At 40.9% G+C, this 232-nt stretch carries 1 pseudogene; it reads right to left on the bottom strand.

What is annotated here, in order from left to right:
- Nucleotides 1–232, bottom strand: a pseudogene (locus tag KVT11_RS20735) (tetratricopeptide repeat protein); the annotation flags it as partial.

Here is a 232-nt window from a genome sequence, read left to right as displayed (position 1 = left end):
GCAGTGGCGCATCTATATGCCTCTTGAAACAAACCGAGATTCGCATAATTATTGGCTTTAAAGTAGTGACACACTGACATGTTCTCATCCAAGTGTACAAGGATAAAATCAAGCAGTTCATTAGATTGTTGGTAATGACCCATTTCAGTATAAATAATGGCAAGCAGCGACAGCATTTCTACATTTTCAGGCTCAAGTACGATGGCCCGCTGTATCAACTTACTTGCCCTAG

The organism is Bacillus sp. GbtcB10, from assembly GCF_019091365.1.
Classification (GTDB): Bacteria; Bacillota; Bacilli; order Bacillales; family Bacillaceae; genus Bacillus; species Bacillus altitudinis.
Note: the sequence above shows the minus strand (reverse complement) of the source record. Positions and strands in the feature narration are given on the sequence as shown.